This is a genomic window from Brevundimonas sp. 01N35, assembly GCF_056399785.1.
In genome coordinates this window covers 1-26,905 of sequence record NZ_JBFTRZ010000008.1, presented here as the reverse complement: position 1 = coordinate 26,905, position 26,905 = coordinate 1, and the positions used below count along the sequence as shown (strand labels likewise).

Sequence of the window (26,905 nt, the reverse complement as noted above, 5' to 3'; positions counted from 1 at the left end):
CAATACTGAGTGATTTTGGCGAACGCCGATTGACAAAAGGCATCGCTCGTCCGTCATGATTGACAATCATAACGGGTGAACGGAATGGACAATTTACGGCAGGGAACAGTTGCCCTTCAGGCGGGCGAAATATTCCTCGGAGATCGAGGAGTATTTACAGAAACTAGACAGATATATTTAGAGAGTTTCTCGGTAAAACTTAAGGACGGCTCCGTTAATTGGGCCGACGCAATTTACGTCAGCACAGCATCTGTGCACGTTTGGCAGACTGGCTCGGCGAAATTTCCCGACAACAGAAAGTGCCACATCGAGACCATAGACGCTAGGTTCATCAGAGATATCCTCCTGACGGACGATGCCGGAAGGCAGACAAACAAGGGGAGATCGGAAATTGCCATACCGAGAGCACCTAAGCACACAGACGGAAACCAAGATTGCAATAGGTGCTTGAATGCAAATCATCATTTATCTCAATTACAATCTCACCTCGGCAATTATCAATCTTTCAAGCTTGATATAGATCAAGATCTGATCAGAGTTAGACAGATACTAGAACTTATCGGCACCGTAACGCCCTAGTCTGCCTGCTGCGGTGCGAACGCGCCAGGCCGGTGATCGTGACCGGGTCGGACAAGATCGAGATGTGTATGACGGCACAAGGGGAGGTCGCGCGGGAACTGCAGCGGGCGCTGCCGGGGTGCTCTCGCGGTCGTCAAATGATGGCGTGGTTTTATTGCTCATCGGCGGCGAGCTCAAACACACTAGATACGATGGTTTAGGTGGCCATTTTGGCAACGAAGCTGCCGAAAGCTTCGCTGCACATAATGGTGGCGGTTAAGCCAGCGCGAATAGAGCACATCAGGGCTTGGCGAGGAACTTGCCGAGGGCAGCAGCAATGCTGGGATCTAGGCCGCCGTCCTCTTTCACAATGCCATCGGGTGTGTTTCGGAACAGCGCACTGAGGATCACCTGACGGTCCGCTTCAGAAGCAGCGCCATTTTCGATCAAGGCGAGATAGGTCTCGGTCATCGTGGCCCGCTCTTCAGCATCTTGCTTGAGGTGGTGTTGGCTGAGGTAGAGTTTGGTTAGCAAGCGCCCCACCCAAAATACCAGACCAGCGCAAGAGGCTAGCCCAGCAGACGCCACAATGAAGATCGCGTTAGGAAATGGAGGCGCGTTAGGAACCTGAGATTCCTTCACCGACGTTATTAGCGAAACGCCTGTTTCATTGAACGCATAGGCCATGCCTGCGAGGGCCACAGGGAAGAAGAAAATAACCCAGAGTCGCGCCCAGTATTCTGCGTTCTCGTGCTCGGTCGCCTTGTCCTTCCAGTATTTGACTGGCGCAGCGAGCCCCATGTGCTCTTTGTAGGCCGCCTCCACGTCCCGAATGCTGGATATTGCCTTGCCTTCGGTCACGCGTGCTCGCTTCGCATACCGCAACCAGCGACGCGCCCGCTGCTGAGACCATCGCCTACCTGCTTCGCCAGCCTCGTGAAGAGTTGTATTCCAGTCTCGCTCCCTCTCGGCCTGCTCTTCGGCGGCAGACTCTTCGATACGTTGGAGCGCGGCTCTAAATCGCTTGCGCTCCGCCATAAATTGACCAGAGGCATTCGACACTTCGAGTAGCTCTGGGTTTATCGCGAGAAAAGCGCCCCTCGCCTGCTCTGGCGTGTTCGCACTGCCTACCGACACCAGGCGACCAAGGACCGCAAAGGCAAAGGCCGCAGCCTCACCTCCTGCATCGGCCTTGACCCTAGCCAGAATTCGGCCTCGTTCACTTCTCGGATGAATGGGTGCGTACCCATCGGTCAGATACTGAGAAATCGACGGCGCTAGATCGGATGGTTGCCGCCCCGAGGAACGCAGGGCTTCGGCATCGCTGATCAATTGCATCACACGAGAGGGGATGTGCCCCTTAATGTTGGCTGGATCAGCGAAGGGTGTCCCGGGCAGCCAATCCCAGAAAGATTGCATTGCATTGAGCCACTTCATGACCTTCGGCCACCCAGTGAGCCTCCAGTCAGATCCGTCCGCCATGCGGAACCTTAATATGTTCTGATTGACGTCGTCTTCTGCCACAGCAGCTCCCCCCAGAGCATTTTCAGCCTTTGCTGAAGAATGGCGATACGCCAAAATTTGCACTGGTTCCACTCGTGCATCTTTTCGACGCTGTCACCTCTGACGCGCCCCCTTTTTCATCCAGCCATGACAAGAGTCTCAGGTGATTTGCCGTTCTGTTTGGTGGCTGCGTTTGCATAAGCCTGCGGCGTCAGCCAGGCGTTGAAAGCGACGTGGATTGTCAGACCAGATCGATGCGGCCTTGCCGCAGGTATGGCGCAGGTCGATTTTTGAGCCGTTCCCACATTAACGCGCGCAAACTAGGAAGCCATGTAATCGCGAGCTCACCCCGTTTTGGGAAGTGGCTGGGTGGACACGCCGCGAGGCTGCCGACATAGTGCCAGAACTCAAGCAGGCGTTGGCTTGTACGACTGTGCTTCCCTGAAATTCGTAATGATGGGGTCAGGTGTTCGAGTCACCTAAGCGGCACCACCTTTCCTGAATAGCGTTAGCCTTAAAGCCGAGCCCGGATGGGCCGGAAGGCGCTTCTGCTTGGGAGTTGCGTGGGGTCCCGGTGGGAAGCGGTTGAACAAATCTAGGTTCACGGCAGCGCCTCAAGCCTTGCCTTAGATCGTCAGTTGATCTCCCGGCGCAGCGGATGCCGCACCCCCTGGCTCTCTTGTGCGAACATCAACGTTTTTTCCATATCCCCAAGCCTCGCCGACTGAACATTGCAACGTACGCGCCGACCGGTTCCTTAGCGCGCTTGACCGGTTTGGTTGTTCGTCACTAGGTTCGTTAGAGAGCTAAACGGCAGAAATTTCAGATCACCGTAGCGATAGGGGATGCTTGTGGAACTACTGAGCCAGCCATTCACCGGCCAACTTGGAAACCGTCTGATTGATTTGCTGGATTCGGGAAAGTATCACACCCTAAACATACTGGTCGCATTTGCGAAAACGAGTGGCGTTCTAAGGATTAAAGCAGCAATCGGGCAGTTTAGGTCGCACGGAGGCAAGGTAAACGTCATAGTAGGTGTTGATTTAGGCGGAACCTCCCATGAAGCTCTAACATCACTTCTTACCAATACTGATTCTCTGGCGGTGGTGCATTCGGAAAAGCGCCAAACTTTTCACCCCAAGATTTACCACCTTGAAGGAAGCGAAGGGGACCTCCTGATTGTTGGGTCGAACAATCTTACAGGTGGAGGCCTTTGGACGAACTTCGAAAGCTCGTTAATTGTACAGACAAACGATTCAGAAGAGAGTTCGAAAGTGCTGAATTCTCAGCTACGGGACTATCAAAAGATCCTCTCCGGTCTCAAAGATTCATGTCTGAATATTAGCGACCAAAGCGACATCGATACGCTGCTTCACAACGGCTACCTGCTCAAGGAAGTGGATGCACAAGTGCGCCTGGCCAACGCCTCCAGAAAAATGGGACCGAGCAAACGCTTATTTGGCAACGGCGTGCCAGCACCGATACCTCAACTTTCTGCACAGCCTCCCAAAGGCCCAGCAGGCTCAAAACCAGCCATAATGCCTTCACCTTCTCCTACGGCACTCCTGGCCAATCCGCTCGATTCACAAACGATTTGGCTTGAGACAAGGAAAATGACTGGCGGGTCGACTAATATCCTCGATTTATCGGCAAAATCTAAGATCTCTCTAGGGGATCCCTCCGGAACTCCGTTCGATCTCGGCGATCCAAAATTTATGCGGGGCAGTGTCGAATTCTTTGGACTAGATCCATCTGTCACCAGCCATACGAAGGATATCGTGCTGAACTTCGAAGGCGTCGACTATGAAGGAAACACAATACTGTTTCCCGTAGGAACGAAGGCCAACGGGACTTGGAGGTTGCAAATCAAGGGGAAGAGTGCGACCGGCTACAAAATTACTGACACCTTCCGAATTAAGAATCCAAAAGCTTACCTAGCCCAAAAGATTGTCGCATTCACGAGGATTGATGATGGATATTACCTCTTGTCCGTTTTCTCAGATACTGACTTAAAACGCTTCGAAGCGGCATCAAAAATACTCGGCTACAACGGCATATCGTCTAACGCTAGACGGGTCGGGATACTTTAAAACGGCGTCAGCCATTCCTCATGTCTTCCCATCTTAACCCCGCTAATACCCCCCTTTGCTCCGCCGAAAGCAAGCCTTGAGGATCGATCATTCAAGGCCGACGCCTCAGAGATGAACAACGGACAATCATTTAATTCCCGAAAGCGCGTAACGAATGACGGGACGTCAAATCTGTACGCGTAGCCAGTCGTGTTCTGGTAGGGCGGATCTATATAAACGACAGAGTCCGACCGAAGTGGCTCGCGAAGAATGGTACTGATATCGGCGTTAAAGCACGTAATCCCTTTCATGCCCTGAACAAGCGCGCCAATCCGGCGGCGCAACTCTGTCGACGAGGGCTGCATTGGATTGGCGGGGCTGCGGCGCACACTGGTAGCCGTTGGTTCCCAGTAGTCCCTGAAGCAGGCATTTGCCCACCTCTCCCCGTCGCGCCAGATCTGCTTTCCTCCGAAAGAGCAGGCCTGGAGTATCGGGTATAGCTCAGCCTCGTGGTCGCCGATCGCAAGCGCCGATAGAGCCGAGACATGCGCCTTAACGACCCGCTTGTCTGTCGGCAGCTTGGACAATAGCTGGTCAAAAACATCCATATCGAATGCGTCTGAGCCAATCGCCTCCCAGAAAACTCCCCAAGAGCTGATGTCGAGCATGACAATGCGCGACGGGTCAACGCCTCTATTAACCAGCTCAATCGATATGGCGGCTGATCCACAGCACAGATCGTAGAAGCGGACATCCGAACCCACAGCAGCGTCTAAGAGGCTGTCGGCGATTTGAGCTGCTACGCGCTGCTTACCCCCTTGATATGCGCAGGGCACGCGCAAGCTAGTGTTCAAGTCTGCTTCCTACGAACAATAATTCTAGCATAAGCGCGGCGACCATCGATTATACCCACCCCACCTTTATCGTCAGGGTGTGGGCTATAGCCCACATCTTTCAACGTCGTCGCCGGCACGCTCGAGCGCGCATTGCCGTTCGCGAGCATAACTATATCGAACTGATCGGGATTGTACTTGTCTAGAAATGTAATAGGCACACCCATCAAACCATCATAATCGACTGGAATATTCTTAGTTCGCCCGACATCTATGGCGTCGTAGTTCTCATATGTTGGATAATCGTCGGGATGGTAGAAGCGAGTTAGTTCCAGTCGCTCCGTTCGCTCTCTCACATGGATGTTGGTGAACCAGCGCACGCCTTTGACTCGGATGAAGCGTCGCCCATCCTCGTCGATACCGCAGCCAGCGGCGCTCAGCGGGTAACTGTCGGGCACGTGAAAGCTGCGATCACCCGAGCGTATCGATTTGCCGTACCAAACGCGGTTATCGCGAAAAAGGGGGAAAATCTCTCGAGTAGTGACGGCGTTCATGTTGCCCATAACGATGAACTTCTTGCCGTACTTATCCAACTGGCGGATGTAATCGCGAAAGAGGCTGAACGGCGGATTGGTGGCGACTATGTCGGCCTCTCTGAGCAAGGCCACACATTCGGCTGACCGAAAATCCCCGTCCCCGGCGAGGGGTGACAAAGAGTTGCCCGGCATGGCGAACAGAGCCTCTATTTCGGATGGGCTGTTAGGGCTGCCGGAGGAGTCGCAGGGGATCACAGTCACAACCGCTTTAAAGCCGCGCGAGCTTCCTCCGCTCGCCAAGAACGACGGCTCTGCGCGGCAAGACGAAACTAGCTTTGCCAGCTTCAGCTTTGCGAAGTTCGCTACGAAGTACCGGAAGAAGGCCGATTCAAAGGGATCATCGCAATTACAAAATACGGTCTTGCCTTCTAGATAGCTTCGGTAGTGACGTACCTCTTTCTCGACGTCTTCGTACCGCGTATAGAACTCGTCCTTTTTTAGGTTGAAAGCATTATTGAGATTTCCATTACCCGAGCCCTTCACCGAGCTCACAATCTCCGGCGTCATGTCGTATGGCATAATGTCACAATCAGAAGCCTATGGCGCGGATACGGTTAGGCATGAGAGCGTGGCCCACCACTTACTATTCTAACACTTTCACACAAGCTTTAGCAGATCGCTGATCATACAAAGATGTCGCAGCTACTCTAAAAAACCTGCCGATATTCTCACGCAGACGATTCTAGCACGCTCGATTCGCACCGACAACGCCGTCTTGGATGCGAGCGAGACTATGCTGCACCAAGTCTGCCGGACGAGTTTTGTGTGGATGGGCACTCCGCCCTGAAAATCCTGCGGCCGTTTGAGAATGCTCAGTATCGGCCGATCAGCTCCTGATGCCGCTGCGTGAAGATCGATGACGACCACGCGCGCAGCCTGCGCCATCTTATAAGAATAGGCGTGATACGGCAGCTCGTGGTGAAAGGGCTAAATCCTCAATACCTTCGATAGCTTCCTCGTCACCCTTTCAAATAGCTGGGCAGGATCGGCGTTCATGGCCCTGGCCAGCGCCACGAACTCCAGCACGTCCACTCGGCGCTGACCACGCTCGATGATGGACACGAAGGACTGATCCTTTCCAACCTTCGCTGCCAGTTCGGCCTGCGTGAGCCCAGACGCCTGACGCGCTTCAACGAGCACCGCAACAAGGTGTCGATGTTCTCCGCCGAAGATCGTCTTGGGCATCGAATGAGCCGCCGAGTCCAAACCGGCAACCCACCTATATGGAAAATCCGCTTATGCGATTTTTCCCTTTTCTGTATGGAATGTTTCCATACTCAGCGAACGCGATTCACCCGCGTCAAACCCTGGAGACCAACGCCCCCACCCGACATCAGTCGAAACGCCACTCCATCCCGAAAATGAAACGAGATCGCATTCAATGAATAAGAACGTAGTTCGCATGGGACTGGCAGCCATTGCCGCCTTCTATGTGGTGATCGGCGGCCTATGGGCATCCGACTACTTCCCACTCCGCCAATATTATGCCCAGACCGAAATCAAAAACGATCTCGCTGACAAACTGGGCTCAATCAACGCATATAAATCGAGGAAATATCAAGAAGCATCGAATGTCGAGCTAAAGTATATTTTGGCGCACCCCGAACTGTTTCGAACAGAGTCCAGGCTAACCTTCTATCAGTCGCTCCTTCTATGGGCGACCGTGGCATTCGGCGTAAGCGGCAGTGTCCTCTTCATGACGCGCGGCAAGCGTGGCGCTCAGGCCGTCCAAGGGAACATCCAATGAAGCGGATCCTTTTCGTCGCCCTAACCACGGGCGCATTGGCGATTGGAGGCTGCGCCTCAGCACCCGCCCGGACACCCGGAACCTATGTCAGCCAAAGCGAGCCGGTATTTCTGATCTCTGAAGCTCAGGCTGATCAGATCCTGGTGGACGCCATGAATGTGGAGTTCGGCACCAGTCCGATTGTACGCATTGAACACCCCAACAAGGGCTATCAGGCCTCCATCAAGTTCCTCTTCGACAGCCACCAGATCATCGCCACCATGGTTCCCTCCAGGGGCCGTAAGGCTGATGGCTCCGTGCAAGACGGCTACTATTTTACCGTCACGCACAGCGGGACCATGCCGCTTTCAGGCATGTCGCGCTCAAAAAACATGAGGGAAAGGCTTTCTGAGGCCGCCACCGCCCTGTCGCCCAGCGTCCCGGCGGCACGGTAGAGGAACTCCTCAATTTGTCCGTCGCAGATGACGGCCTGCAAGCCGACCCGTCATCTGGCGGATAGGAAGTCGAGGTTCTTCATCGACTTTGCGCCGTTCACTGGGACGGCCTGACACCCATCCAAACTCAATCTGCATCGAGCCCTCGCGACCACCATCGCGGGGGCTTTTTTCATGCCCGGAAAGGACATCCAGACCATGCTATCCCTGAATGACCGCGACGCGGTTACGGCCGCGCTCACAGACCCGACCCTCGACCCTGCCCTCCGCGCCCTCATTGGCCTTCGGGTGTGGCAGGTGGACACCGATCGTCGCCGCCCCCTTGGCGAGATTCTTCAGATCGTTGCCGTCCAGCCCGGCGACACGCCTGAGGTGATCCATGCCGCTGTCGGCTTCCCCATCACCAGCGATCAGGCCGAACAGCCCGGCTTCGAGTGGATGAACGACCACGGCTCATGGTTCGAGTTGGCCTACGTCCTCACCGACGACTTTGGCATGCTGGTCTTCGTGGCTGACCATCCCGCGACCAACCACACCCTTCGCTTCAACTGCCTGGGCGTTGCCGACCGGCAAAGCCCCGCCTGACGCCTCTTTCACCTCTCTCCGCCGAGTCATCCGCCATCCAGCTCCCCACAACCGTGGCGGGGCTTTTTTCATGCCTGAAGGAGTTCCTCCGTGCTTTCACTGAAGACCTGCGCCGCCGTGGCCGGTGCGCTCCACGACACCGACCTGGATCGCAGTCTGCGCGATCTGATCCGCCTTCGTGCTCGACAGCTTCACGCCGGCCTGAAAAGCCACCCATGGTTCTTCGTCATCCAAGGAGGAGATACGTCCGATGTCATCAATCGGGCGCTCGGCTTTCCCATCACAGGCGACTACGCCGAACTCCCTAGCTGCGACTGGATCAAGGACCATGGGCTTTGGTTTGAGATCGCATACGGCCACACCCGCGTCTTCGTCGAGAACGGTCCAGGGACGGAGCTAGGCATCCACTACCTCTGCCTCGCTCACTTCTGGACCGACACCGATACCGACACCGACGAGCGACGGGCGTGAGCCGCTTCCTGACGTTTTTGACGGTCTGCGTCGTCCTGGCGATCTTCCGGGCGGCACTGGCAGCGCTCGCGGTCGGCCTAGGGATCATCCTGCTCTACTCGTTCATCACGAGGCCGCGTGAGACCCTCGTCTTCTTCGGCACCCTCACGCTGTTCGGTCTTGCGAGCGTGAAGCCAATCGCTTGCATCGTAGCCATCGCCCTACTGGTGGTCGCGGCAGCGGCTTGGCAAAAATCTCGACGCCCGCTGCTTTTGACGGACCAGAGCGAACAGCACTCGCCAGCATCGAACCCGCTAGATCGAGACCCGCCCGGATAGCCGGCTCGTGAAGTTCGAGGACAAGCTTCTGGGACGCCGGAATGGGGACGATCTTCGACCGATTTTGAGGTCGTCCCCGCCTTGGCCCGCCCAGACGCTAACCTACGCATAATGCGCGACTTTCAATCCAATCCAGCAAACCCGTTGACTTAGCCCTTCTTCGCATTGGGCGGGGATCAGTCTGCGAGGTCAAATGATCGAGCCAACAGAAGACCAAAAAAGGATGCCTTGTGAACCTTTGCAGGGGACGCCAGACGGCTCCGCGTGCGGTCCGATTTCACCAGGCGACGCCACCTCGAACAAGCACACCATCGAAGAGAGGAGGATGATGCTGACAGAGATTGGCGTGTACTTCACCAGCATCGGCTGGCTCGTTCATCATGACGGTCGAGGCATGTCTATCGAACAGGTTAGAGAGCAGACGTTTCTGCAGAACCTGTCGTGCCAAGACCAATGACCGAGGGTAACGAGATCGGACCGTTCCCGGACCGTCCGCCCCCGCGATCGGATCGCCCGCCAGCCACGATCGCAAACGTCGAACACCTGCTGAAGTATGCCGGCATCAGAGTGCGCTACAACGAGGTCAGCAAACGCGATGAAATCCTGATCCCCGATAAACAGGGATCACTGGATAACGTCGATAACGTCACCATCACCTACATCATCAGTTTGGCTGCCGAGCACCATATCCCCACCGGCAATGTCCCTGGCTTTGTGGAGGCCATCGCCAACAAGAATGCGTACAACCCGGTCAGAGACTGGATAAACAGTCGGCCATGGGACGGCATAGACCGACTGCCTGACGTCTACGAGACTGTCGTTCAGGCCCAAGGGTATCCCGACAGCCTGAAGCACGTGATCCTCCGCAAATGGCTCCGCAGCGTCTCTGCGGCGGCAACCCGAACCAGTTTTCGGAGCCGAGGCGTCCTGACCCTTCAGGGCGCACAGGGGGCTGGGAAATCCAGCTGGATTAAAGCCCTGATCTCCGACCCGGACCTAGCCGATCGCATGATTAAGCTCGGTCACCACATGGACCCTTCCAACAAGGACTCACTGATTGGAGCCATCGCGTTTGCGATCACTGAAATCGGCGAACTCGACAGCTCGTTCAAGAAAGACATCGCTAGACTGAAGGGCTTCCTGACAGACGATACAGACCGGGTTCGCCGGCCCTACGATCGTCGGGAGTCGAGCTATCCCAGACGGACGGTGTTTGCTGCAACCGTAAACGAGCACCAGTTCCTTCAGGATCCTACCGGGAACACGCGATTCTGGACGATCCCGATCGCCTCTCTGAACTGGCGACACGGGATCGACATGCAGCAGGTGTTCGCCCAGCTGGCGCAGGAAGTAGAGGACGGCGAGACATGGTGGTTGGCAGTCGATGAGGAGCGTCTTCTCAACGACCTGAACTCACGCCACAGCACGGCCAGCCCCGTTGCTGAACGCCTTGCGGAGATGGTCGATATCGATCGGATCGGAACGGAAGGTCTTGACGCAATGTCGGCCACACAGGTTCTCGAATGGCTTGAACTCCCGCTGACCAACCCAATGGCGCGCGAAGCGGGGGCTGCTCTACGAAGTCTGCTAGGCGATCCGAAGAAGATCAACGGCACGATGAAATGGCGGGTGCCGATCCGCACCGATGATGGGTTCAGCCCTCCCAAGCAGTGGGTAAAACCGTCCTGACCAGTCGCCGAGGGGCACCGAGAGGGGGTGGGAGGGGGTAGAGAAATGGTTGAGATGATCGGTCCGAAAGACCGATCAAGACACCGAATTTCCTCCCCCCACCCCCTCGCTGCCACCGGGCGTGTGCCGCCATTCCCGGCCCTTCAGTAGCTTGTCGGCGGGAAGCGTGACCGTTGTTTCCAGCCCCTGCGTTGGCCTGCCTACAATGGTCTTGGCGATAACGCGGTCCCCTGAGGCCCGCTCTGGGCACCCTTAGCCCGGCTATTCGACCGCCCCAGCCCCCGCCCAGCCGGGCCACCCTGAGGCAAACGCGGGCACGCCCCGCTCCAAGCCTCCCCCTCCACCGCAAACCGCCTCCCGCTGCGCCCCTCGGCAACGCGTGATGGCGCTCGTCTGAACTCAACCCATCACAAGGGAAATCCCCATGCCCAAGGCCCACCTGACTCAGGCCTTCGTCGCCAACGCCGGCTGCGAGGTCGGAAAGAAGAAGACGGATTGGTACGACACAATCGTCACCGGCTTCGTGCTGGAGTGCCGCTCCACCGGCGGCAAGACATACTATCTCCGCTACGTCGATCAGGCCGGTTGCCAGAAGCAATTCAAGATCGGAGGCTATAACGACGTCACCTTTGCCGCCGCCAAAAAGAATGCCCAGCAACGCCGCTCAGAAGTGGTGATGGGTGGCGACCCCGGCGCTCAGAAGGCGCTGGCCCGATCCATCCCGCTCTATGGCGAACTCGCAGTCATGCATCTCGAGGCCGTGAAGGATCAGAAGTCATACTCCAGCATCGAGATGTGCATGCGTGTTCACATCGTTCCGAAGTGGGGGAAGACGCGCCTGACCGACATCAACAGCCGGTCTGTGGCCCAGTGGCTGAGCGAGAAGCGGGCAAAGGGCTTGTCCCCGGCGTCCGTGGAAAAGCTAAGGGTGCTCCTCGGCCGATCCTTCGTCCTGGGCTCCAGTTGGGACGTGCCGGGCACCGACAGGAATCCGACGAGAGGCATACCCCGCAAGCCGCTTAATAACGGCCGTGAACGTTTCCTATCAGCAGAAGAGGCGGCGCGGCTGAGGGAGGCGGTGGCAGCGTCTCAGAACACGCAGCTTCAGCACATCGTCGGCCTGCTCCTCTTGACAGGTGCACGGCTGCGCGAGCTGCTGGACGCCCGATGGGAGAACGTCGATGTCAAGCGTCGGTCCTGGCTCATCCCGACGAGCAAAACCGGAAAACCCCGCCACGTTCCGCTTTCGACGGCCGCCGTGGCGATCATCGAAAAGCTGCCGCGCTTCAAGGACTGCCCGTGGTTGGTGCCGAACCCCGACACCCGCCTGCCATTTGTGTCGATCAAGCACGCTTGGCAGAAGGCTATTAAGGTGGCGAGGCTTCCGGGTCTCAGGCTGCATGACCTGCGGCACTCGGCGGCGTCGTTCATGGTCAACAGCGGCGTCGATCTGTTCGCTGTCGGCAAGGTTCTTGGTCACGCCAGCTATCAGTCCACGCAGCGGTACGCGCACCTCGCCAATGATACCTTGCTCGCTGCCGTAGAGGCAGGCGCAGCGAAGCAAGCGGGGGCCTAACCCTCACCCCGCCTCGCGCGCTGGCTTCGGCTGGTTCGCGGGGCGGGACCCCCTTTTTTTCGCTCCGTGCATATCGGACGTTCGGCGGCGTACCGTCTCGTTCTGCACATGGCTAGGTTGATCTCTCACCATTAATGGTAGAGCTTCAAGCTTTATAAAGGGCCGAACTATGCAGCCAAGGGTTTGGGGTGCCTTGCTCATCTTCCTGGGCTCATACCTTCCGCTGGCTGTGATCCTCGCAATGCAGGACGTGGATCAGATCGTCCTGCAGCGGCCGGTTTGTCGTGACATGTCTACGTTCGCGGAAACTTGCGCTCTTCCCCTAAAACATCCGGTGATGGCGCTTAGTTTTGTGGTGGTCTGTTTAATCAGTCTTTCGGTGGCAATCGTCGCTTTGACCCGATTACGGATGGGCTCACCGATCGTGCTGTCTTCCATCAAGCACGTGCCGTCTGACCTCATGAATTACACGCTTCCATATGTCGTCACCTTTATGAGTCTCGACTACGGCGACACGCCCAAGCTTGCAGGTTTTCTGGCTTTCTTAGGCTGGATGTTCTGGCTCACATTCCGGTCTGGCCAGCTGATGATGAATCCTGTGCTGACTATTTTCGGGTGGCAGCTCTATGAAGTCGCCTACACGTACGTCGGGGGCTCTACGACCGAAAGGCAAGCCGTAGCGCTGGCTAAGGGCGACCTGACACCAAACGCGACAATCTCGCACCAGACGATACAAAACATCATGGTCATCAGAGGGAAGAGCTAAGCTGATGGCGGAACTCGACAACCTGAAAGTCTTTGATGTCGATGGCGCGACAGTCAGCGTCTGGACTTTCAAGAAATCACTTCCAACCGGTCAACCGCCAGTGTTCACAGGCCGATGGATCGATGTCGACGGTGATTTAGCCGAAGCTTTGAAGCAGTCGGTATCGTCGGCGCGGGAAGAGATCACTGAGACGCCTCCCTATACTTTGCTGGCGCAAACCAACGAAGGCAGTGCTTTGATCTTGGGCGCTGACGAGACACACGCGCCTGCCATCGTGCGACAAACCGAAGATCCCACGCCCCAGAAGAAGGTGCGGCGGCTAAAGGAAATCAACAACTCGGCCTTCTACGTCGTGAAGTTTGTTTCGAACGGACAGACCCTCCACGGCGTCCGGAAAACCAACGATTCGTGGCGCAGCAGAAAATCTTCGACCGTTCTCGATGTGCTGTTCACCGACGAAGGCTTGACGCTAGATGCGACGCCTAGGTTCAGCCTTTCACGTCATTTCGATTTCCTGATCCATGACGGCACCGTGTTCGTGCTTGACAAAGGTCGCTTCGAAACCGTGCTTTCCTATAAGCAGGCGCATGCAACGGAATTCGTGGCGCTCCAGGGTGAAGCCGATTTCATTGCTGCCTTTGTCGATGTTGCGCCTCTAATCGCATTCGTCGGTGCCAACAAAATCCACCTACGACGTGCTTGCGCGATACGTGAGCGCGGAAACTTCCGGGACGCGGATTTTATGGACCGGCTTCGTAACGAGCACTTAGAGCTAGGCTTCGCCTTCACATTTGACGCTCAAGGGCGGATCGTCTGCACAGAAGCCACGTGTCCCGATATCATCAAGGCCCTGTTAGACCATCGGCTCGACTCACGTCTTTCGCGCCGAATTTACGATGTCGAGAATACTGAAACGGTGAGGTGAGGTCCGCTCGCGGAGAGGGAGACTCGCTCACCCATTTGACGCAACCGGTCCGGGGGTGAAGAGACTTGGAATGTCCTGACGGCTCGTCAGGCCGATCTGCTGAACAAGTTTGGAGGTTCGGAGCACCAGCGCCATAGCTGGCTTCACGGCGCAACCAGATCCACTATTAATGGCGTCGTTCGCGGGTATGGCGCAGGTCGGAATTTCGGCGGTTCCCACGTTAAGTCGCGTAACTTAGGAGCCGCCGGCATCGCCCCCTCGGGCCAGTCTGGGAAGAAGCTGGGTTGGTGCTCCTGACCTCGGCAAAATCTGGCCCAAAGCCTTTGTCCGCAAGGCCACCAGGCAGAGGGTAGAGTAGCCTTCGTAATGATGGGGTCAGGTGTTCGAGTCACCTAAGCGGCACCACCGTCCTTCCAGACATTGAGATCTGAAAAGACCGGCTTCGGCCGTCGAGCCTTGCCGTGCGCCGACATCATTCCGCGCTACGTTTCGGTCATCACTTGAACGTATAAGCATATCTTTATATGTCTGTCGGCCTCACCGTCTTGCAGGAGCCTGCCTTGGCCCGTTCGTCGTTTCTGTTTACCTCCGAGAGCGTCTCGGAAGGCCATCCCGACAAGGTCGCGGACCAGATCTCCGATTCGATCGTCGATCTGTTCCTGTCCAAGGACCCCGAGGCGCGCGTGGCGTGCGAGACCCTGACGACGACGAATCTGGTGGTGATCGCCGGCGAGATCCGCGGCAAGGGCATCATGGACACCGAGGGCAACTGGGCTCCGGGCGTCGAGCAGGAGATCGAGGACACGGTCCGCAAGGTCGTGCGCGACATCGGCTATGAGCAGGACGGCTTCCACTGGAAGACCTTCGAGTTCCAGAACCACCTGCACCCGCAATCGGCCCACATCGCCCAGGGCGTCGACGCCGGCGAGGACAAGGACGAGGGCGCGGGCGACCAGGGCATCATGTTCGGCTACGCCTCGAACGAGACGCCCGAGCTAATGCCGGCCACCCTGCAGTACAGCCACAACATCCTGAAGGCCCTGGCCGACGCCCGCCACTCGGGTCAGGAGCCGGGCCTGGAGCCGGACGCCAAGAGCCAGGTGACGCTCCTCTATCAGGACGGCCGTCCGGTGCGCGCCACCTCGATCGTCGTCTCGACCCAGCACAAGGCCAACCTGAGCCAGAGCCAGGTCGCCGACATCGTCAAACCCTATGTCGAGAAGGTGCTGCCTGCGGGCTTCATCACCGCCGAGACCGAGTGGCACATCAACCCGACCGGCACCTTCGTCATCGGCGGCCCTGACGGCGACGCCGGCGTGACCGGCCGCAAGATCATCGTCGACACCTACGGCGGCGCAGCCCCGCACGGCGGCGGCGCCTTCTCGGGCAAGGATCCGACCAAGGTCGACCGCTCGGCCGCCTACGCCTGCCGTTACCTGGCCAAGAACGTGGTGGCCGCCGGTCTGGCCGACCGCTGCACCATCCAGATCAGCTACGCCATCGGCGTATCCAAGCCCCTGTCGGTCCACGTCGACCTGCACGGCACGGGCAAGATCGACGCCGCCGTTCTGGAAGCCGAACTGCCCAAGCTGATCGGCGGCGCCACGCCGCGCGCCATCCGCGAACACCTGGGCCTGAACAAGCCGATCTACGCCCGCACCGCCGCCTACGGCCACTTCGGCCGCACGCCGGACGCCGACGGCGGCTTCAGCTGGGAGAAGACCGATCTGGTCGACCAGCTCAAGGCCCTCGTCTGAGGCCATTAACCGGCTGAAAACAGGGGGCGTCGCGGTTTCGGCCGCGACGCCCTTTTCGTATGCAGCGGCCACGCCGCAATCATGCCCTTGCATCGCGAGGCGTCTGGTCCTTTAAGCCAGCCAAACACGCCTCCCCGCGTTCTCCTGAAAGGATCTTTCGACCGATGACCTCGCCCGCCCCCAAAGACCGGCCGATCAAGAAAGTCGTCCTCGCCTATTCGGGCGGGCTGGACACGTCGATCATCCTGAAGTGGCTGCAGACGGAATACGGCGCGGAGGTCATCACCTTCACCGCCGACCTCGGCCAGGGCGAAGAGCTGGCCCCGGCCAAGGAAAAGGCGCTGAAGCTGGGCATCAAGCCCGAGAACATCTTCATCGACGACCTGCGCGAAGAGTTCGTGCGCGACTTCGTCTTCCCGATGTTCCGCGCCAACGCCCTCTATGAAGGCCAGTATCTGCTGGGCACCTCGATCGCGCGGCCGCTGATCGCCAAGCGCCAGATCGAGATCGCCCGCCAGCTGGGCGCCGACGCCGTCTGTCACGGCGCCACCGGCAAGGGCAACGACCAGGTCCGCTTCGAACTGGGCTACTACGCCCTGAACCCCGACATCCACGTCATCGCCCCGTGGCGCGAGTGGGAGTTCCGCAGTCGCGAGGCCCTGCTGGACTTCGCCGAGAAGCATCAGATCCCGATCTCCAAGGACAAGCGCGGCGAGGCCCCCTTCTCGGTCGACGCCAACCTTCTGCACTCCTCGTCCGAGGGCAAGGTGCTGGAAGATCCCGCCGTCGAGGCCCCCGAGTTCGTGCACCAGCGCACCCTCTCGCCGGAAGCCGCCCCCGACGTGGCCACCGTCATCACCATCGGCTTCGAGAAGGGCGACGCCGTCTCGATCAACGGCGAGGCCATGTCGCCGGCGACCCTGCTGACCGCCCTGAACCAGTACGGCCACGACAACGGCATCGGCCGTCTGGACCTGGTCGAGAACCGCTTCGTCGGCATGAAGTCGCGCGGCGTCTATGAGACCCCCGGCGGCACGATCCTGCTGGCCGCTCACCGCGGCATCGAGTCCATCACCCTGGACGGCGGCGCCATGCACCTGAAGGACGAGCTGGCGGTCAAGTACGCCCACCTCGTCTACAACGGCTTCTGGTTCTCGCCCGAGCGCGAGATGCTGCAGGCGGCCATCGACTACAGCCAGCAGAAGGTCTCCGGCACGGTCCGGGTCAAGCTCTACAAGGGCAACGCCACCGTCATCGGCCGCGAGAGCGAGAACAGCCTGTACGACCAGGACCTGGTGACCTTCGAAGAAGGCGTCCAGGCCTATGACCACCACGACGCCGAGGGCTTCATCAAGCTGAACGCGCTGCGTCTGCGCGTCCTCGCCAAGCGCGACGCCCGCACCAAGGGCTGACTCCAGGGCGCCTCCAACAGCCCCCCTTCCCCCTCGAGGGGGGAAGGGTCGGGGATGGGGGTGAGGGCGCGACATGGCCGATGGAGCGCATGAGGCGAATCCGCGTCTCCTGTGACCTATCGGGCACGACCTGCCTCCACCCCCGCCCAACCCTCCCCCCTCGAGGGGGAGGGCTTCGATTTAAGAATTTCCGACACTCGACAGAGTTTCACGGCGCCAAGCTGGCGCTTGCTCTCGGCGTCCGACAAGGCCAACTTGGGGATGTGACCGACCGAAACGGTCGGTGTTGTCCTGCGGCGAGCATCAAGCTCCCGCCCTGCCGGAGCCTCCCTGATGTCCCTGCGCCTGACCCTCGCCGCCGCCGCGGCGACGCTCGCCTTCGCCGCGCCCGCCTTGGCCCAGAACGCCGCGCCCGCCGCGCCCGCCGAGGCTGCGCCCGTCCAGGCCAAAACGCCTGCCGAGGTCGAGATGGAGGCCCGGGCCGAGGTCTTCCAGGCGCGCATGGAGACCCTGCAGACCGAACTGACGGCCGTGGTCGAGGCCTCGGGCGGCGACCAGTCCAGGAGCATGGCCGAGGTGGACGCCGTCCTGGGCCGCTACCAATCCGATTTCGAGACCTTCGCCGCCAGCTTCGAGACCTTCATCGACACCCAGCTGGCCGCGGCGACCGACGACGCCGAGCGTCAGGAACTGACCGAGGCGCGCGCCAAGGTCGGCCCCGCCATCCGGGGCATCGCGCCGCAGATCCGCATGGCCGTACAGCAGGCCATCGCCGCCGAAGCCGCCGCGCCCGCCGCGGCCGCGCCTCAGTAAGGGCTTCCACAGGGGCGGCCCGTCGCGCCGCCCCTCGCCTTACCGCGATTTCACTTGAGGCCGAGGCGGGTTCGACCGACCTTCACAGCGTTCGCCGAAGGAGCCTCGTGATGATCCGCGCCCTGTCGCTCGCCGCCGCCCTCGCCCTGCTGCCCGTGTCGGCCGCCGTCGCCCAGGAGAGCAAGACCTCGGCCGAGACCCAGCTGGAGGCCGCCGCGGCTGAATTCGAGAAGAAGATGGAGGAGTTCGGCGAACGCGCCGAAGCCATCCAGGCCGACAAGGCCCTCGACGAGACGACCAAGGGGCTCCGCGTCGCCGCCCTGTGGTCGCAATACCAGCCCCATGTCGCCGCCTTCACCACCATGGCCGCCGCTCAGGCCGGCGAGATCGCCCAGCAGGCCCTGGCCGAAGTGGACATCGAGGCCGTCGTGACCCAGGCCCTGGCCGGCGTCGCCCCCCTGGTTCAGGGCCTGGCGACCCACAGCGCCTGGGCCAACCCCGACCCCGACCAGTTGGTCACCTACGGCCTGGCCGCCGACTACGCCCTGAACAAGTCGATGGGCGGCGCGGAGGCGGCGATCGCAGGCCTCGAGGCCCTGCCCGCCCCGCCGGCGCCGTCCGCGCCCCCGGCTTCGCCCGCCAAGATCTGATCCCGACGCTCTGCGCGCTTGACCTGACCGGCCCACCGCCGGAAAGGGGTTCGTATGGCCGCGCTTCCCGTCGATCCCCACCTCTACGCCGCCTTCCTCGGCGTCATGGCTGTCATGGCCATCACGCCCGGCCCCGCCAACCTGTTCGCCGTGGCGACCGGGATGGAAAAGGGCCGCGCCTCGGCCCTGATCGGCGTGGTCGGCATGAACGCCGCCACCCTGGTCTGGTTCGGCGCCGCAGCCCTGGGCCTCGGCGCCCTGGTCGCCGCCTTCCCCCAGGTCTTCCGCGTCGTCGCCGTCCTCGGCGCCCTCTATGTCGCCTGGCTGGGGATCAAGGCGCTGAAGGGCGCCTTCACCACCGCGGCCCAGCCCGACCATGTCGAGATCAAACGCGGGCGCAGCGCCCTGATCGACGGCTTCACGGTCCAGATCGCCAACCCCAAGGCCATCCTCTTCTTCACCGCCGTCCTGCCGCCCTTTCTCGACGTGAACCGCCCCGTCGTCCCCCAGCTGGCCTTGTTCGCCCTGGCCACCATCGGCATGGATGTCCTGTCGATGAGCGCCTACGGCCTGGGCGGCGCGGCCCTGGCCGACCGGATGAACGAGCCCCGCTTCAAGCGCGGCTTCGGCCTGTTCGTCGGCGGGCTGCTGATCCTCGCCGCAGCCCTGATCGTCGCCAGATTACGCGGTTAGACTATTTGTGTTCGCCGCAGGGGAACTGGGCCGTTCACACCTCGTTCAGCACCACGGACGTTCAATGGACGTTCCAGGAGAACCTCCCATGAAAAATCTTCGTAAAGCGCCGGTTCTGCTCGCCCTCGCCGGCGCCATGGCCCTGGGCGCCTGCGCCACCGCGACCCCCTACCAGCCCGCCGGCATGAACGGCGAGCGCGGCGGCTACGCCGAGCAAAGGCTGGAGGCCAATCGCTTCAGCGTCAGCTTCTCGGGCAACTCCGTCACCTCGCGCGATCAGGTCGAGATGTCCCTGCTGCTGCGGTCGGCCGAACTGACTGTCCAGAACGGCTATGACTGGTTCGCCACCGTCACCCGCGCCACCGACCGCGACACCCGCTTCTACACGACGCCCGATCCCTTCTACTACGACCGCTACGGTCCGTTCTGGGGCCCGCAGTGGCGCTTCCACCAGCGCGGCTTCTGGAGCACCTGGGATCCCTACTGGGGTCGTGACCGCGACATCCGCCAGGTCGATCGCTTCGAGGCCACGGCCGAGATCGTCATGGGCCGCGGACCCAAGCCCGCCGGCGACCCCACCGCCTTCGACGCCCGCGAGGTCATCAACAACCTTGGCCCGCGCGTAACCCGGCCCGCGCCTAAGTAAGACGTAAGGGCGCTATCGCTCGCCGCGCGGCGGCTCGCTGCTTGAGCGCAGAGTGATGAGAGCCTGAATTCAAAACGCCCGCCTCAGCGATGAGGCGGGCGTGGCTGTATTAAGTGAGCGCCTTTCCTCCCCACTCGTGGGGAGGGGGACCGCGTAGCGGTGGAGGGGGCGGCGCAGACGGCTGACGTGGAGTCGCCCCCTCCGTCACGTCGCTATCGCTCCGCGCCACCTCCCCATGAAATGGGGAGGAAAGCCTTCGCCTCACCCCACCCGAGGCGTCTTCAGCCGCCGCTTGTTCGAATGCGTATCCGGCGCCGAACCCAGCGCCTCCGGCACCTCGCCCTTGAAGTAGAACCGCTGCCAGGCCTCCTTGGCCGCGTCGGGGTCGCCCGAGGCCAGGCGGGTGTTGAAGTCGGTGCGCGCCCGGTTCCAGGCCTCGAACTGCCCCTTCATGCCGGGGTTGGAGTCCAGCGAGCGGATCACCGGCTCGAACGCCTCCACCTTGCGGTGCTCGACGGGCAGGATGAAGCAGAAGGGCTCGCCCTTCTCGAACTTGACCCGGCCCGGCCGCGTGAAGATCCAGTTCATGGTGAAGGGGAAGGGCAGCCAGTCGGTCTCGATCAGGCCGGTCAGAGGCTGGATGCCGTCCTTGACGTGATTGGGCGACCCTTGCGCCAGCATCCCCCAGCCCGGCGGCGTGCGGAACAGATACTGGGGATGCATGGTCAGCACCCCGCGCGAAAAGTGCGAGGTGACGAAGTGGTCCAGCTCCGGCTGCGGCCGGTCCGGCGTGATCTTGATGTCGGACTGGGACGGCCCGCCGTTCCATTCGGCGGTGAAGCCGAACGGGCAGAGGATCTCCCACCCCGTGGTGTTGGCCATGGTCAGCGGCAGGCAGCGATAGGGGTGCCGGCTGGCGAAGGCGTCCATCCAGTTGCGCGACTGGCGACCCGGCACGAGGTCGCACGGCCGAGCGTTCATCGGATAGCATTCCAGTTCCAAGACGCGGCTCCCAAACAGGTCGAACAAGGGGTAACGAATAGGGTCTACCTCCCCTATCGCCCCCGCCGCCCGCCCGACAAGGCCGAGATGACCGACACCGCCGCCGAACGGACTGTTCCCGCATACGATCGCGACCGCCTCCTGGCCTGGATGGCCGAGGCCGGGATCGCCCAGACCACCCACGACCACCCCGCCGTCTTCCGCGTCGAGGAAGGGCTGGAGCTCAAGGCCGCCCTGCCCGGCGTCCACACCAAGAACCTGTTCCTCAAGGACAAGAAGGGTCGACTGTGGCTGATCTCGACGGCCCAGGACACGGTCATCGACCTGAAGCGCGCCCACCGGACGCTGGGCTCGGACCGCCTGTCCTTCGGCAACGAGACCCTGATGTGGGAGACGCTCGGCGTCCGCCCCGGCTCGGTCACGGCGCTCGGCCTGATCAACGACCTCGACCACCGCGTGACCTTCGTCCTCGATCGGCGCCTGTGGGAGGCTGACATCGTCAACTTCCACCCCCTGACCAACACCGCCACCACCGCCCTGGATCAGACGGCCTTCCGCCGCGTCCTGTCCCTGCTGGGCCGAGACCCCCTCGTCGTGGACTTCGACGCCCTGGATTGAGCCCGGACGAAACGCCGGCCTGGCGACGGTCTTCTGTGCAAGTCAATTGCACGGCGCCGTCAGAAAGCTAGTCGCCGCAGACGGGCGGCCTCATAAAGGGGTTCATAGCGCGCCGGCGGCAGGTCGGCCGCGAAAGGGATAACCCTCATTTGATCGAGCAATATGGATGGTCCGATCTGCTGGAGACGACCTTCGCACCGCACGCGCGCGCAGGCCACACCCCCGGGCGCGTCATTCTCCAGCAACGGGACGGCTATCTGGTCGTCACGGATGAAGGAGAGCTGCGGGCCAAGGCCTCGGGCCGCCTGCTTCACGAGGCCAAGGAGATCGGCCACCCGGCCGTCGGCGATTGGGTGGCGCTTGCGCTGAACCCGCAAGAACGCACCGCCACCATCCATGCCATCCTGCCGCGCCGCACCGCTTTTGTCCGTCGGGCGGCCCACAGTACGCGCGGGCTGCAGATCATCGCCGCCAATATCGATGTGGCCTTTGTCGTCACCTCAATGAACGCCGACCTCAATCCTCGCCGGATACAGCGCTATCTCGCCGCCGCCTGGCAGAGCGGGGCTCGGCCTGTGGTGGTTTTGACGAAATCCGATCTCTGCGACGATCCGCAAGCTCAGGCTGCCGAGATCGCCGCCCTGGAGACCGGTTGTCCGGTGCTGGTGGTCTCGGCCCGGCAAGGCCTCGGCCTCGACGCCTTGCTCGCTCAGGTGAAGTCAGGCGAGACCTGCGTGCTCATCGGCTCGTCTGGCGTCGGCAAGTCCAGCCTGGTCAACGCCTTCCTGAACGAGAACCGGATGGCGACCCAGGCCATCCGCGAGGACGACGACCAGGGGCGCCATACCACCAGCCATCGTGAGCTGATCCTCCTGCCCGGCGGGGGGATGATCCTCGACACGCCCGGTATTCGCGAAGTGGGCCTGATCGACGCCGACGAAGGCGTGAGCGCTGTGTTCGACGACATCGAGCGCCTGCCTCAGGACTGCCGGTTCAACGACTGCAGTCACGCGAACGAACCAGGCTGCGCCGTGCGCGCCGCGCTGCAGAGCGGGGCCCTCGACCCCGACCGCTGGGCGCACTTCCAGAAGTTGAAGCTTGAACTGGCGGCGTCCGAAGAAAAGGCGGAACGCACGGCCAAGGACGCCGAGCGTCGCCGCCTCGCGGCGCTTCAGAAGCGATACCGCGCCACCAAGAGGAATGATCGGGGCTCCCAGGATTGATCACGCGGCGGGCGCCCGGTCACGAAGGGGATAGTTTTGCAGAATTGTAGCCTGCTCCCGCCCGCAAACGGGCTAGGTGAGGGCTCCAGACTCAAGAGAGATGACCATGCCCGCCTATACCATCGTCACCACCAGTGCGACCGAAGGCAGCGAAGCCGCCGAGGTCAGCACGCTTACGGACGAGTTCGGCAACGAGAGCGAAGCCCTGGGCTACTCGCGCCGCATGGCCGAAGAAATGGTCAGCATGGCCGGTCAGCTGCTGCTGGACTTCGACTACAGCAATGTCGGCCTCTACGACGGCGACCTGCTGGATGAGGATCTCAACCCGGAGCATCCGGCGTTCATCGGCATGTGGGTGCTGGATAACGACGGCGCCGCCTTCGTCACCGCCGAAGAATTCCGGGAAGGTGAAGCTGAGGCCGACCTCCCGTAACCGGGAGTTCGAGGCCTGCTGTCGGCGCAGATCAGGCTTCAACTTGAGACCAGAGCGGACGTCGGCTTCCCAACCCCTGGCTGGCGAAAAACGCCAAGGCCTGCTTTCGGCGTCGAGGCCCATGACCGAAATCGACCCATGTCGGACCTTCCGAACGTCCATTGAGGAATGACGGAGGGAGGGTCGCGCTGCCCCACTCCCACGAATAACCAAAGCCAACTTGCCGCGTAAATTCAGGCGTGCCAAACCGCTGATATCTATTGGGAGATTCTAGTGAGAAACGTGTTTGCGGCCTTAACCTTCGGGGGTTTGCTTGGGGGCCTGGCGCTAGGGGCCGCGCCAGGCACAGCGTCAGCCGCACCAGTAACGTGGACCGTGCCGCCGACCACTCTGCCAGACGGCGCGACGGTGAGCGGAACGTTCGTGTACGACACGAGCACGTCGACCATCAGCAACGTCAACATCACTCAGACCAACGTCCGTCCTGGGACGTACACATTTCTCGCTAATTTCCCGAGTGTATATCGTGGCGGGCAGCATACAGCGAACGTTGCCTTGGGGGACGAGACGTGGTGGATCAATACGACCGGCATCCTGGCAAACGGCGGAAGCTATTCGGCTGCAGCGATCGGAACTGGAAATTGCATTTCGATGACAGGAGGGGTTTGCACAACCGCAAATACCGCGAACTCGCGAACTAACGTCACGATCACCAGTATCGCAGCTTCCCCGGTGCCCACGCTTTCCGAGTGGGCGATGATCCTGTTCGGCGTGTTGCTGGCCGGCGGCGCGGCGCTCTTCGTCCAGCAGCGCCAACGGGCCGTCTAGATCGATCCTCCGAAAATCTGAACGGCTCCGCTGGCATGGCGGGACCGTTGTCATGTCGGCTAGCCACCCCTAGCCGAAGCTCCCTACGTCGGCTTGTCGGCCGCGAGGTCAATGTCCGGCTCCAGGCTGGGTGCTAATTTCGCAAACCGACCCTCAACGGACTTTGGGCTGCCCCGCAGTTTGATAGACCTCAAAAAGGTGGGATGCGGACATTGCGGCGAAAAGGGCTTGCAGGTCACCTTCACCAACGACCTGCAAGTCGGCCGTGAAGCCGTCCCAAGTCAGCGCAATATCAATCGGCCCAAGTCGATATAGTCTCATTTCCTCTAGCGGATTTCCTACAGTTTGGAGTTTCTCGGCTCCAAACTCCAGCAACGCCCTCTCGACACCGTCTAGATCATCTCCGGCGTCATGGTCGGGGAGATTGATCTCGCCAGAACTGTCGCGGTGCATGATGCGAAGCGGTTTGCTCATATCAGCAGAATGCACACCAGGATGTCCGCTTGCCACCCTTAGCGGACCTCGACGGCGACCGCTCTCCGGCCTAGAGGCCAATGTCCGCTTCCGGCGACAAAGCCATGGACCGAAATCGACCCATTGCGGACCTTCAGCGTTGAGCGAAGAGGCCGCTAAAACTCCTCAGCTCAAAACGCTCAACCGAACTGGGGCCGCCGGTTGTGGGAATGGAAAACTCTACCAAGCCCACAACAGGGCAGACCACGCTTGTCGTCGTGCCGCGTTCGGAAGTGGCGTTAATCTCGTTGCACGGCCACGACCAATACGTCCTAGGGCGGGTAGTGTAGCGAAACTCGCCGTTCAAAAATCGGGCGGCGGCAGTGACGACAATAGCGGCTGTCCACCCCATGTCCGATAGCAACTGATCGAACCTCGGCTGCATGGTGTCAGAGGATCGCCGAACCCGCCCTTCGCCAAGGTTTCTCGATCGTCTCTGTACTCAGACCATGTTTCACCCGACCTCGGATCAGCGAAGAGATACATGCCTTGGAAACCGCCTTCCGTGGCTTGGTAAGCCACATTAAAGGAGGCGTCGGTCCGGCTCGGTGTTGTTTCAAGATCTGGCGCAGGTGATGGTTCAGAACAACTCGCCAGTGCAACCAGAAAGACGGTAATCAGAGCGTTGCGCATTGCCGAAAGTTGACACTGATTAGGCCCGCTTTCCACCCCTAGCTGAAGTTGGGGGTGTCCGCTCTCGGGCCGTCTGGCCAAGGTCCGATTTCGGGCAGGATGCCTACGACGCAAATCGACCCGTTGCGGACTCTTCAGGTTCGGAGAACTATCACTGCTTCTCGAACGGAGGCCTGCGATGAGGCTTTGGGCGGCTTTTACTGCGATGATGGCTGTGTCGGCGTGCGCGACCGCGGGTCCGCAGCCGGTCTCCAATGACGTGAGGACCGCGGTCATCTTTGGGACGGTAGGCCAGTCAGAGTGGTGCCCTGCCGGCAATGTGAGAGTGGACCTCGAAACCGGCCGATATGCACTTACTCATCGGGCTCCGCGCACAGTCTGCCGGGATGCCAACCTTGAGCGACCAATCTCTGAAGGCCGGTTGGATGGGGCGCAACTCCGCGCTCTTGAACAGGCTTTTCAACGAGCGGTGAGGCATGGACTAAACGACTGCCGAGCGGGAACTAGGCCCGAGGATATCATCGTAAGCAATGGAGGGGTTCCGGTGCTCGTCGTGACAGACGGGCGAGGGACAACCTCAGCTCCGACAGAACTCAACTGTTGGAGCGACGCCGGACGGGAGTTGCACCGCTTGCTGGACACAACATTCCCCTCATCCCGCTGAGTCCGAGTAGACTTGCAAGCGGCCCCCATGAATGGCCGCTTTCCACCCATTGCGGACGTTTCTGCTGACCCGCCTAACTCTCGGCCAGCATCAGCTTGGCAGAGGTGACCGCAATGCTGATCGCGATCATTGCGGAGAGCACGACGATCCCACCGCCCAATATCGCCAAGGCCAGTGCTGACCAGACCTCAGTGGCAGATGACATCTCCGGAAGAGCCCGATTGACCCCACCTGTCACGAAGCCGGCGATGACAAGGGACATTCGGATCCCCCGGGTCGCTCTGAGAGCAGCCAATGGTCCGATCAATTTGGTCGATTTCGCCTGCATCACCGGCCACCCCGGGAGCAGCATGATGAAAACAAGCGAGACGATTAAAAGCACTCCCGAAAAAGCCATGCCCGCGCCGTTCTTGTAAATCGCCGAGAGCCACAACAGGCCCAACGTGAGAGCGGTAGGCAGCATCATCACTACCGATGTGATGACGAACCTAATGAAACCGGCCACGCTGAGGCGACTGTCCATCATTGTCATAGAAATCGCGTAGAGTAGCACGCCCCAGCCGAAGAAAAGGGCCGCGCCAACGGCGTAATCAATCAGCAGAACATCCGGCCTATGCGACCAGAAGATCAGATCAGCCGCTGCGGCAGCGGCGCCCGCAATCCCAAGATACGTCAGTCCCCGCTTGGGAATGGTGCCGAACTCGGCAAACGCAAGCTGGGAAAAGTTCTGGAGGTCGATCGTTCGCGTCATGACCTGAGCATGATGCCAGGCAATGTGAGGCGCAACAGATGCGTCCGCTTTCCACGGTGGGCTCAACTGATCGCTGCAACACACGCAGCGAAGGTCTCCGCTGGCGTCCGATAGAGCAAGGTCTTTCTTGGCCGTTCGTTGAGCTGTCGGGCGATGGCGCTGAGCTGGGCCTGGCTGTGGAGGGACAGGTCGGTTCCGTG

General features: G+C 60.4%; 27 protein-coding genes and 1 pseudogene. 20 read left to right on the top strand and 8 right to left on the bottom strand.

What is annotated here, in order from left to right; genetic code table 11:
• Positions 1-858: 858 nt before the first annotated feature.
• The gene (locus AC1DJ5_RS09790; RefSeq protein WP_477020462.1) at positions 859-2,154 is read right to left on the bottom strand and encodes a DUF6161 domain-containing protein; all 1,296 of its coding nucleotides are present in this window, start codon (positions 2,152-2,154) and stop codon (positions 859-861) included.
• A 758-nt stretch (positions 2,155-2,912) separates the two neighbouring features.
• Between AC1DJ5_RS09790 and AC1DJ5_RS09785 the strand changes: the two genes are divergently transcribed.
• The gene (locus AC1DJ5_RS09785) at positions 2,913-4,151 is read left to right on the top strand and encodes a phospholipase D-like domain-containing protein (RefSeq protein WP_477020461.1); all 1,239 of its coding nucleotides are present in this window, start codon (positions 2,913-2,915) and stop codon (positions 4,149-4,151) included.
• Here the strand turns inward: AC1DJ5_RS09785 and AC1DJ5_RS09780 are convergent.
• From AC1DJ5_RS09780 to AC1DJ5_RS09770, 3 genes are all read right to left on the bottom strand, one after another.
• Positions 4,148-4,984 (bottom strand): hypothetical protein, encoded by an 837-nt coding sequence (locus tag AC1DJ5_RS09780; protein WP_477020460.1) that lies wholly within the window; start codon positions 4,982-4,984, stop codon positions 4,148-4,150. The genes AC1DJ5_RS09785 and AC1DJ5_RS09780 overlap by 4 nt on opposite strands.
• Positions 4,981-6,066 (bottom strand): adenine-specific methyltransferase EcoRI family protein, encoded by a 1,086-nt coding sequence (locus AC1DJ5_RS09775; protein ID WP_477020459.1) that lies wholly within the window; start codon positions 6,064-6,066, stop codon positions 4,981-4,983. Before AC1DJ5_RS09775 ends, AC1DJ5_RS09780 begins: the two co-directional genes overlap by 4 nt.
• Positions 6,067-6,486: 420 nt before the next feature.
• A complete protein-coding gene (locus tag AC1DJ5_RS09770; protein ID WP_477020458.1) occupies positions 6,487-6,744 on the bottom strand; it encodes a helix-turn-helix domain-containing protein in 258 nt (85 codons plus the stop codon).
• A gap of 217 nt (positions 6,745-6,961) precedes the next feature.
• On the opposite strand from AC1DJ5_RS09770, the gene AC1DJ5_RS09765 reads away from it, so the two are divergent.
• The 15 genes from AC1DJ5_RS09765 (at position 6,962) to AC1DJ5_RS09695 (ending at position 20,040) form a co-directional block, all read left to right on the top strand.
• Positions 6,962-7,306: a hypothetical protein gene (locus AC1DJ5_RS09765; protein ID WP_477020457.1), complete on the top strand. Its 345-nt coding sequence runs from the start codon at positions 6,962-6,964 to the stop codon at positions 7,304-7,306.
• Positions 7,303-7,740, top strand: a complete 438-nt coding sequence (locus tag AC1DJ5_RS09760; RefSeq protein WP_477020456.1) for a hypothetical protein — start codon at positions 7,303-7,305, stop codon at positions 7,738-7,740. The genes AC1DJ5_RS09765 and AC1DJ5_RS09760 overlap by 4 nt, the downstream gene beginning before the upstream one ends.
• A 174-nt stretch (positions 7,741-7,914) precedes the next feature.
• The gene (locus tag AC1DJ5_RS09755) at positions 7,915-8,325 is read left to right on the top strand and encodes a hypothetical protein (protein WP_477020455.1); all 411 of its coding nucleotides are present in this window, start codon (positions 7,915-7,917) and stop codon (positions 8,323-8,325) included.
• Between the two features lie 90 nt (positions 8,326-8,415).
• Positions 8,416-8,796 carry a hypothetical protein gene (locus AC1DJ5_RS09750; RefSeq protein WP_477020454.1) on the top strand — a complete coding sequence of 127 codons (381 nt, stop codon included), beginning with the start codon at positions 8,416-8,418 and terminating at the stop codon, positions 8,794-8,796.
• Positions 8,793-9,113: a hypothetical protein gene (locus AC1DJ5_RS09745; RefSeq protein WP_477020453.1), complete on the top strand. Its 321-nt coding sequence runs from the start codon at positions 8,793-8,795 to the stop codon at positions 9,111-9,113. The genes AC1DJ5_RS09750 and AC1DJ5_RS09745 overlap by 4 nt, the downstream gene beginning before the upstream one ends.
• Positions 9,114-9,566: 453 nt before the next feature.
• Positions 9,567-10,802, top strand: a complete 1,236-nt coding sequence (locus AC1DJ5_RS09740; RefSeq protein WP_477020452.1) for a VapE domain-containing protein — start codon at positions 9,567-9,569, stop codon at positions 10,800-10,802.
• 424 nt (positions 10,803-11,226) lie between these two features.
• Positions 11,227-12,378 carry a tyrosine-type recombinase/integrase gene (locus AC1DJ5_RS09735; protein ID WP_477020451.1) on the top strand — a complete coding sequence of 384 codons (1,152 nt, stop codon included), beginning with the start codon at positions 11,227-11,229 and terminating at the stop codon, positions 12,376-12,378.
• A gap of 193 nt (positions 12,379-12,571) precedes the next feature.
• Positions 12,572-13,144, top strand: a complete 573-nt coding sequence (locus AC1DJ5_RS09730) for a hypothetical protein (protein ID WP_477020450.1) — start codon at positions 12,572-12,574, stop codon at positions 13,142-13,144.
• A 4-nt stretch (positions 13,145-13,148) separates the two neighbouring features.
• The gene (locus AC1DJ5_RS09725; protein ID WP_477020449.1) at positions 13,149-14,069 is read left to right on the top strand and encodes a Kiwa anti-phage protein KwaB-like domain-containing protein; all 921 of its coding nucleotides are present in this window, start codon (positions 13,149-13,151) and stop codon (positions 14,067-14,069) included.
• Between the two features lie 560 nt (positions 14,070-14,629).
• The gene (gene metK, locus AC1DJ5_RS09720) at positions 14,630-15,826 is read left to right on the top strand and encodes a methionine adenosyltransferase (protein WP_477020448.1); all 1,197 of its coding nucleotides are present in this window, start codon (positions 14,630-14,632) and stop codon (positions 15,824-15,826) included.
• A 164-nt stretch (positions 15,827-15,990) separates the two neighbouring features.
• The gene (locus tag AC1DJ5_RS09715; RefSeq protein ID WP_441455160.1) at positions 15,991-17,238 is read left to right on the top strand and encodes an argininosuccinate synthase; all 1,248 of its coding nucleotides are present in this window, start codon (positions 15,991-15,993) and stop codon (positions 17,236-17,238) included.
• 333 nt (positions 17,239-17,571) lie between these two features.
• On the top strand, positions 17,572-18,051 hold the full coding sequence (locus tag AC1DJ5_RS09710) for a hypothetical protein (RefSeq protein WP_441455161.1): 480 nt from the start codon (positions 17,572-17,574) through the stop codon (positions 18,049-18,051).
• 110 nt (positions 18,052-18,161) lie between these two features.
• Positions 18,162-18,701 carry a hypothetical protein gene (locus AC1DJ5_RS09705; protein ID WP_441455163.1) on the top strand — a complete coding sequence of 180 codons (540 nt, stop codon included), beginning with the start codon at positions 18,162-18,164 and terminating at the stop codon, positions 18,699-18,701.
• A 54-nt stretch (positions 18,702-18,755) separates the two neighbouring features.
• Complete coding sequence (locus AC1DJ5_RS09700; protein WP_477020447.1) at positions 18,756-19,394, top strand: LysE family translocator; 639 nt, start codon at positions 18,756-18,758, stop codon at positions 19,392-19,394.
• An 88-nt stretch (positions 19,395-19,482) separates the two neighbouring features.
• Positions 19,483-20,040, top strand: coding sequence for a CC0125/CC1285 family lipoprotein (locus AC1DJ5_RS09695; protein ID WP_441455166.1), 558 nt, complete (start codon positions 19,483-19,485; stop codon positions 20,038-20,040).
• A 261-nt stretch (positions 20,041-20,301) separates the two neighbouring features.
• On the opposite strand, the gene AC1DJ5_RS09690 is transcribed toward AC1DJ5_RS09695, so the two are convergent.
• Positions 20,302-21,042 (bottom strand): DUF6065 family protein, encoded by a 741-nt coding sequence (locus tag AC1DJ5_RS09690; protein WP_441455168.1) that lies wholly within the window; start codon positions 21,040-21,042, stop codon positions 20,302-20,304.
• An 87-nt stretch (positions 21,043-21,129) separates the two neighbouring features.
• Here AC1DJ5_RS09690 and AC1DJ5_RS09685 point away from each other — a divergent pair, with 87 nt between their 5' ends.
• From AC1DJ5_RS09685 to AC1DJ5_RS09670, 4 genes are all read left to right on the top strand, one after another.
• The gene (locus tag AC1DJ5_RS09685) at positions 21,130-21,660 is read left to right on the top strand and encodes a prolyl-tRNA synthetase associated domain-containing protein (RefSeq protein ID WP_477020446.1); all 531 of its coding nucleotides are present in this window, start codon (positions 21,130-21,132) and stop codon (positions 21,658-21,660) included.
• A gap of 149 nt (positions 21,661-21,809) precedes the next feature.
• Positions 21,810-22,883, top strand: coding sequence for a ribosome small subunit-dependent GTPase A (gene rsgA, locus AC1DJ5_RS09680; RefSeq protein WP_477020445.1), 1,074 nt, complete (start codon positions 21,810-21,812; stop codon positions 22,881-22,883).
• A 106-nt stretch (positions 22,884-22,989) separates the two neighbouring features.
• Positions 22,990-23,316 (top strand): hypothetical protein, encoded by a 327-nt coding sequence (locus tag AC1DJ5_RS09675; protein ID WP_441455172.1) that lies wholly within the window; start codon positions 22,990-22,992, stop codon positions 23,314-23,316.
• Positions 23,317-23,739: 423 nt separating this feature from the next.
• Positions 23,740-24,144, top strand: a complete 405-nt coding sequence (locus AC1DJ5_RS09670; RefSeq protein WP_441455173.1) for an IPTL-CTERM sorting domain-containing protein — start codon at positions 23,740-23,742, stop codon at positions 24,142-24,144.
• Positions 24,145-24,297: 153 nt separating this feature from the next.
• On the opposite strand, the gene AC1DJ5_RS09665 is transcribed toward AC1DJ5_RS09670, so the two are convergent.
• The 3 genes and pseudogenes from AC1DJ5_RS09665 to AC1DJ5_RS09655 form a co-directional block, all read right to left on the bottom strand.
• Positions 24,298-24,618, bottom strand: a complete 321-nt coding sequence (locus AC1DJ5_RS09665) for a hypothetical protein (RefSeq protein ID WP_441453853.1) — start codon at positions 24,616-24,618, stop codon at positions 24,298-24,300.
• A gap of 1,409 nt (positions 24,619-26,027) precedes the next feature.
• On the bottom strand, positions 26,028-26,705 hold the full coding sequence (locus AC1DJ5_RS09660) for a hypothetical protein (protein ID WP_477020444.1): 678 nt from the start codon (positions 26,703-26,705) through the stop codon (positions 26,028-26,030).
• Positions 26,706-26,767: 62 nt separating this feature from the next.
• A pseudogene (locus AC1DJ5_RS09655) lies at positions 26,768-26,905 on the bottom strand (IS30 family transposase); the annotation flags it as partial.